The sequence below is a fragment of the Stenotrophomonas maltophilia group sp. Smal17 genome, from assembly GCF_030237045.1.
In the GTDB taxonomy this organism is placed as follows: Bacteria; Pseudomonadota; Gammaproteobacteria; order Xanthomonadales; family Xanthomonadaceae; genus Stenotrophomonas; species Stenotrophomonas forensis.
The window spans coordinates 1-6,985 of the sequence record NZ_JASJSU010000141.1 but is presented as its reverse complement, the minus strand read 5'-3'; the positions used below and the strand labels follow the sequence as shown (position 1 = coordinate 6,985).

The 6,985-nt window shown below is 67.5% G+C and carries 6 protein-coding genes; 4 read left to right on the top strand and 2 right to left on the bottom strand.

What is annotated here, in order from left to right:
• Positions 1-308: 308 nt before the first annotated feature.
• Positions 309-1,136, bottom strand: a complete 828-nt coding sequence (locus tag QRO93_RS20840) for an inositol monophosphatase family protein (protein ID WP_004153814.1) — start codon at positions 1,134-1,136, stop codon at positions 309-311.
• Positions 1,137-1,256: 120 nt separating this feature from the next.
• Between QRO93_RS20840 and QRO93_RS20835 the strand changes: the two genes are divergently transcribed.
• From QRO93_RS20835 to QRO93_RS20825, 3 genes are read left to right on the top strand one after another with little or no spacing between them, the layout of a single operon-like run.
• Positions 1,257-2,027, top strand: coding sequence for an RNA methyltransferase (locus tag QRO93_RS20835; protein WP_004153813.1), 771 nt, complete (start codon positions 1,257-1,259; stop codon positions 2,025-2,027).
• Positions 2,028-2,073: 46 nt separating this feature from the next.
• Positions 2,074-3,006, top strand: coding sequence for a phosphate/phosphite/phosphonate ABC transporter substrate-binding protein (locus QRO93_RS20830; RefSeq protein WP_180880725.1), 933 nt, complete (start codon positions 2,074-2,076; stop codon positions 3,004-3,006).
• On the top strand, positions 3,003-5,129 hold the full coding sequence (locus QRO93_RS20825) for a bifunctional diguanylate cyclase/phosphodiesterase (RefSeq protein ID WP_180880723.1): 2,127 nt from the start codon (positions 3,003-3,005) through the stop codon (positions 5,127-5,129). The genes QRO93_RS20830 and QRO93_RS20825 overlap by 4 nt, the downstream gene beginning before the upstream one ends.
• A 71-nt stretch (positions 5,130-5,200) precedes the next feature.
• Here the strand turns inward: QRO93_RS20825 and epmB are convergent, their stop codons facing one another.
• Positions 5,201-6,241 carry an EF-P beta-lysylation protein EpmB gene (gene epmB, locus QRO93_RS20820; RefSeq protein ID WP_180880721.1) on the bottom strand — a complete coding sequence of 347 codons (1,041 nt, stop codon included), beginning with the start codon at positions 6,239-6,241 and terminating at the stop codon, positions 5,201-5,203.
• 96 nt (positions 6,242-6,337) lie between these two features.
• Between epmB and efp the strand changes: the two genes are divergently transcribed.
• Positions 6,338-6,904, top strand: coding sequence for an elongation factor P (gene efp / locus QRO93_RS20815; protein ID WP_006457340.1), 567 nt, complete (start codon positions 6,338-6,340; stop codon positions 6,902-6,904).
• Positions 6,905-6,985 lie beyond the last annotated feature (81 nt).

Here is a 6,985-nt window from a genome sequence, read left to right as displayed (position 1 = left end):
GGTGCAGCTGTGGCATTTGACCTTGGGTCCGCCTTGAGCGAGCCGAGCACCGCAGGTCCGGCGAGGGCGAAGAGGTGCGGGTGTCTGAGCGCAGCGAGTTCCCGCACCGTCCCTCGACGGGCCGAGGAGCGGAGGGTACCGATGCGTAGCATCGGCTCGCGCCCCGGCGGCGTGTTTCTTTGGTTACTTTCTTTGCACGCGCAAAGAAAGTGACACCCCTCCGCGGTCGCGGAAATGACTCTCGCCGGCGCACAAACGAAAACGGCACCTCGCAGGTGCCGTCTCCATGAACCGCGACTATGCGCAGATCAGAACTTCGCGTCGAACTCAGCGGCGTAGCCGGTGTTCACCAGCACCTTCTGCAGCGACTCGGCCACCTTCAGGTTGCCGGCGACGATCTGGTGGGTCTCCGGGCCGCGGTTGTCCATGCGGCCCAGGGTCGCGCCCTTGAAGTCGCAGACCTTGCCGCCCGCTTCGCGGACCAGCAGCAGGCCGGCGGCGATGTCCCACGCCTTCACGCCGGCCTCGAAGTAGGCGTCGGCACGGCCGCAGGCCACGTAGGCCAGGTCGAGCGCGGCCGAACCGGTGCGGCGGATGTCCTCGCCGTGCACCAGCAGGGCGTCGACCGCCTTCAGCTGGGCACTGGCGCGGGCGCGTTCGCGCGGGGCGAAGCCGGTGTGGATCATGGTGCCGTCCAGGTCCTTGCGGTCGGCCACGCGGATGCGGCGGTCGTTCAGCACGGCACCGGCGCCGCGGCTGGCGGTGAACAGCTCATTGCGCAGCGGGTCGAAGATGACCGCATCGGTCGGTTCGCCGTTCTCGACCAGCGCGATCGACACGCAGTAGTGCGGCACGCCACGCAGGTAGTTGCTGGTGCCATCGAGCGGGTCGATGACCCACATCTGGCGACGTTCGCCCTGCACGCCGCCTTCTTCGCCGAAGATGCCGTACTCGGGGTAGGCGCGCTTGAGTTCCTTGACGATGACCTTTTCCGCGTCCGCATCCACTTCGCTGGCGTAGTCCATCCGGCCCTTCTGCACGACGTTCAGTGCCTCGAGCTTGTTGATGTTGCGCAACAGGACGTTGCCGGCGAGGCGGGCGGCCTTGACCATGACGGTTACGGCGGGTTTCTGCATGGCGTGGGCTCCCGGAAAGGCAGAAGAGATGGACTGGCGGGGGAAAAGAGCAGGTCCGGCGCAGTGGCCGGCCGCACAGTTTACCATTGGTCATCGTCCAGCTCGACCTTTTCCCTGTTCATGTCCCAGTTTCCTGCCGCCACCCGCCTCCGATTCGTCCTGGTCGGTACCCAGCACCCCGGCAACATGGGGGCTGCCGCCCGCGCCCTGAAGACCATGGGCCTGGCCCGCCTGGTGCTGGTCGCCCCCGAAAAGCCACTGGACGAGGAGGCCTTCCGCCGCTCGGCCGGTGCCGAAGACGTACTGGGGGACGCCCCGGTGGTGGCCACCCTGGCCGAGGCGGTGGCCGACTGCCGGCTGGTGCTCGGCTGCACCGCCCGTGCCCGACGGGTCCAGCTGGAGGAGTACCTTCCGGCCGACGCCGCTGCGCGTGCGGTGGCCAAGGCAAGCGAGGGCGCCGAAGTGGCGCTGGTGTTCGGCCGCGAGCGCACCGGCCTGACCAACGAGGAACTGCAGCTCTGCCACGCCGCTGTGCACATCCCGTCCGATCCGGAGTTCAGCTCGCTCAACCTGGCCGCGGCCGTGCAGGTGCTGGCCTATGAAACGCGCATGCAGCTGCTGGGCGCACAGCCGGCGGCCGCGGCAGAGCCGGGCTTCCGCGAGCAGGTGGCCAGCCATGAGCAGATGGAGAGCTTCTTCGCCCAGCTTGGCGATACCCTGGACGAGATCGATTTCCACAAGGGCCGCGCCCCGGAATCGGCGATGCGCAAGCTGCGCCGCCTGTTCCTGCGCAGCGAGCCGAGCGAGCAGGAAGTGCGCCTGCTGCGCGGCATCCTCGCCGACACCCAGCGCATGGCGCGACTGGCGCAGGCGGGCAGCAAGGACAGCTGACGACGTTCTCATTTTTTCGGGTAGTCTGTCTGGATACCCAGGGGGGATGAAGCCTGTGTCGGGTCTGCGAAAGGCAATGCAGGGGGGACTGCTGAGCCTGGCCATGGTCCTGCTGGCCGGGACGGTGCGTGCAGCGCCGGACCCGGTGCTGGTGCTGGGCCGGATCAGCGATGATCCCAAGGCCCATTACGAGCAGCTGCAGCCCCTGCTGGATTATGTGGTGGCCCGCATGCACGACGTCGGCATCAGGGAGGGGAGGATCCTGATGGCACGCGATCCGCAGCAGATGGCCAGCTATCTGCGGCGGGGGCGGGTCGACTGGGTCACGGAAACGGCGGGCACGGCGGTGGCGCTGGGCCAGCGCAGCGGCGCAAGGCCCTTGCTGCTGACCGAACGCAATGGCGTGCGCGAGTACCAGACAGTGTTTTTCGTACGCAACGACAGCCCGATCCAGCGCATGCGGGACCTGCCTGGGCATCGCCTGGCGCTGCAGAACACGGCGTCCACCAGCGCCTACCTGGTGCCGGTGATGACCTTGCTGCAGGAGGGGTTGTCGCCGCAGATCCTGGCCGGCGACTGGGACATGCCGGGGCGGGACAGCGTGGGGTATGTGTTCGCGCGCAGCGAGTTGAACATCGCGACGTTCGTGCACAAGGGGGTGGTCGACGTAGGCGCGGTGAGCAGCGTGGACTGGAACGACGAGCGGCGGGTGCCGGCCGCGTTCCGGCGCGATTTCCGCGAGCTGCTGCGCACCGAGCCGTACCCGCGTGCGGTGGAGATGGTCCGCTCCGACCTTGATCAGCGCGTGCGCGATCGCCTGCAGGAAGTGCTGCTGCAGGCGGCCAGCGACCCGCGGGCGCAGGGAGCGTTGCATCGGTTTTTTGGCACTTCCGGTTTCCACCGTGTCGATGCGCATGCGCAGCAACGGTTGGATGAATTGAAACAAGGATTGACGCGCGTGCGGATGGAAGTGGAATGAAGTGGCTCGGCTCGGGAATGCAGGCCCGGTTCCTGCTGGCGATGGGCGGGGCAATGGTCGTGGTGGTCGCGATCCTGGCAGTGCTGCTGGGGCGCCAGACGGCGATGCAGGGCGAGGTGCGCAGCCTCAGTGGCGGTGTCATCCACGAACTGTTCGATCGCAGCGTGCGCAGCCGCGGCGAGGCGATGGCGCGCGAGTTGTCCGACTCGCTGGCCAACCCGTTGTACTACCGCGACCTGGACCAGGTCGGCGCACTGGTGCGCGGTACCGCGCGGCAGCCGGTGGTGCGCTATGTCCTGGTGTTCGACGAACGTGGGCGGTTGGTGCATGACGGCTCGATCGAGGTCGCCGGCTTCGGCCAGCAGATGGCCGACCCGCTGGCGCCCAAGGCCGCCGCCGCACAGGCACTGGTGGTGCAGGAATCGCCCAAAGTGCTCGACAACACGATGCCGATCATGATCGGCAACCAGCGCATCGGGGGAGTCCGCGTCGGCATGGCGCTGGACGAGGTGCAGCAGCGCGAGCAGGCCGCCAATGCCACCCTTGGCGAACGCCTGCAGCAGGCCGGCAGCCGTCATCTGGGCTGGCTGCTGCTGATGCTGGGCCTGCTGGTGGTGATCGGCGTAGTGGTGATCCTGTACGTGCAGCGGACCCTGGTCGCGCCGATCCGTGATCTGGCCGCGGCCGCCCGCCGCATCGAGGCCGGTGACTACCAGACGCCGTTGGCGGAGAACACCCGCGATGACGAAGTGGGCGAACTGGTGCGTGGCTTTGCCCGCATGCGCGATGCGATCGCCCGCCATGACCGCGAAGTGCGGCACATGGCCTACACCGACGCGCTGACCGGATTGACCAATCGACTGGCCTTCCGCGAGGCACTTGACCATCGGTTGATGGCCGCGCGCGCGTCCAACCATCGGCTGGGCCTGCTGTTCGCCGACATCGACGATTTCAAGCGGGTCAATGACACCCTCGGTCATGAAGCCGGCGATGAAGCATTGCTGCAGTTCGCGCAGCGCATCGGCCGTGCGGTGACCGAAGCCGGTGGCGACGAGGCCCTGCTGGCGCGCTTCGGTGGCGACGAATTCGTGATCCTGGTTGGCGACGGTGACGTTGCTGCCAACGCGCGGCTGCTGGCCGAAGTGCTGGTACGCGAACTGGGCAAACCGCTGGTGGTGCAGGGCCGGGAGCTGTTCCTTGGCACGTCCATCGGCGTGACCCTGTTCCCGGACGATGCGGCGGATGCGACCACGCTGCTGAAGAACGGTGACATCGCCATGTACCAGGCGAAGATGGCCGGCAAGAATTGCTACCGCTACTACAGCCGGGCGATGGACCATGCGGTCGAGCGCCGCGTGCACATGGAGCAGGAGCTGCGCGGGGCCTGGGAGCGTGGCGAACTGCGCCTGGCCTACCAGCCGATCTTCCGCATGCGCGACCGCCGCATGGTCGGTGTCGAGGTGCTGCTGCGCTGGCAGCATCCGACCCTGGGCACGATCCCGCCGTCGGTGTTCATCGAGGTGGCCGAGCAGAGCGGGCTGATCGAGATCATCGGCCCGAAGGTATTGCGCGCAGCCTGCATGGAGGCCGCGCAGTGGCCGCGCGGGGTGGCCGGGGACGACCTGTTCGTGTCGGTCAACGTGTCGCCGCGGCAGCTGCGGGGCGGCGAACTGCCGGCGCTGGTCGCACAGTGCCTGCATGAGTCCGGGCTGCCGGCTTCGCGCCTGCACCTGGAGCTGACCGAGACCGCGGTGATCGGCGATGAAATGGTCGCCGCGCAGCTGCTGGACAAGCTGCACCGGACCGGCGTGAAGGTCTGGCTGGATGATTTCGGCACCGGCTTCTCCGGGCTCAGCCATCTGCGCCAGGTGCCGGTGGACGGGGTGAAGATCGACAAGAGCTTCGTGGCCGACATGCAGCGTGATCCCGACGACCTGGCACTGACCACGGCGATCATCGCGATGGCCCACGCACTGGGCATCACCGTGGTTGCCGAAGGCATCGAGCAGCAGGCGCAGTTCGAGCTGCTGGCCCAGCGTGGCTGCGACCTCGGCCAGGGCTACTGGCTGAGCCACCCGGTGACCGCCACCGAAGTGGTACGCATGATCGAGTCGGGCCTCTGACAGGAAAAGGGGACGGAGGGAATTAAGTCGCAAATGCATTTGCGACTTAATTCCCTCCGTCCCCTTTTTTGTTACACCGGGCGCTTGCTCGGGTCGCCGGGCAGTTCGCGCACCAGCTTCGGGATCAAATAGCCGGACAGGCGTGCGGTGAGGCCGGCAATCAGTGCCTTGGCCTCGGTGTCGTCCACTTCGAAGTGGGCCACGCCTTCCACCTTGTCCAGCTGGTGCAGGTAATAGGGCAGCACGCCGGCGGCGAAGCTGCGCTCGCTGAGGTCCTGCAGGGCCTGCACGCTGTCGTTGACCCCGCGCAGCAGCACCGCCTGGTTCAGCAGCTGCGCACCCGTACCGCGCAGGCGCGCCATCGCCGCGTCCACGTTGGCATCGAATTCATTGGCATGGTTGGCGTGGACCACGATCGCCAGCGGCCACGGCAGGCTGCCCAGCCAGGCCAGCAGTTCCTCGTCCACGCGTTCGGGCAGCACGATCGGCAGGCGGCTGTGGATGCGCAGGCGGCGGATGTGCGGGATCGCGCGCAGTGCGTCGGTCAGTTCGACCAGCTTGTGCGTGGCCAGCGACAACGGGTCGCCGCCGGACAGGATCACCTCGTCGATGTCCGGATCGGCCGCGATGGCGGCGACCGCTTCCTGCCAGCCGCCCTTGGCCGCATTCTCCGCGCCGTAGTCGAAGTGGCGGCGGAAGCAGTAGCGGCAATTGATCGCGCAGCTGCCGGTGGCGACCAGCAGGGCGCGGCCGCGGTATTTCTGGATGACCCCGGTGGCCTTTTTGGCCGCACCATCGCCCACCGCATCGAAGCTGAACCCGGGCGCCGGGCGCATTTCCTCGTCGATCGGCAGCACCTGGCGCAGCAGCGGGTCGGCGGCGTCGCCCGTGCGCATGCGGGCCACGAAGCCCTCGGGTACGCGCAGCGCGAACTGGGCGATGGCCGCCTCCGAGACGCCCAGCGCGGCCGGGTCCAGCTGCAGCCGGGCCAGCAGGGCGTGCGGGTCGCGCAGCGCCTGGCGCCAGAGCTGCTGCCAGCGCGCGGGCGCGCCTGGCGACTGGGGCCGGGGGAAGGCGGAAAGCTGCATGGAGAGGGGGCCTGCGGTTATCATGGGGGCAGAAAAACAGTCGCCCACCGGCATCCGGTGGGCTTTCCATTCTAACGGCTCGCCGCACCCGCGGCGTTTTTGCCACTCAGGAGTTTACGCATGGCCAGCTACGGCATGAACGACGTCAAGAACGGGATGAAGATCCTGGTCAACAACCAACCGGCTGTCATCATCGACACCGAATACGTCAAGCCGGGCAAGGGCCAGGCCTTCACCCGCGTGAAGTACCGCCTGATCAAGGACGGCCGTACCCAGGAAGTGACCATGAAGTCGACCGACTCGCTGGATGCAGCCGACGTCGTCGATACCGACATGAATTTCATGTACAGCGACGGCGAGTACTGGCACTTCATGGACCCGGAATCCTTCGAGCAGGTCCAGGCCACCAAGGCCGGCATGGGCGGCGCCGAGAAGTGGCTGAAGGGCGAAGAGTCCTGCGTGGTGACCCTGTGGAACGGCGAGCCGATCTTCGTGCAGCCGCCGAACTTCGTCGAACTGAAGATCACCGAAACCGATCCGGGCGTCCGTGGCGACACCTCGGGCGGCGGCGGCAAGCCGGCCACCCTGGAAACCGGCGCCGTGGTCCGCGTGCCGCTGTTCGTCAACCAGGATGAAATCATCAAGGTTGATACCCGTTCGGGCGAATACTCCGCACGCGTCAAATAAGGTTCCGGCCGTAGGCCGACCTTACTGTAGTGCCGGCCGCTGGCCGGCAACCCCGCGGCCTCGAGGGCTGCGGGACGGGGG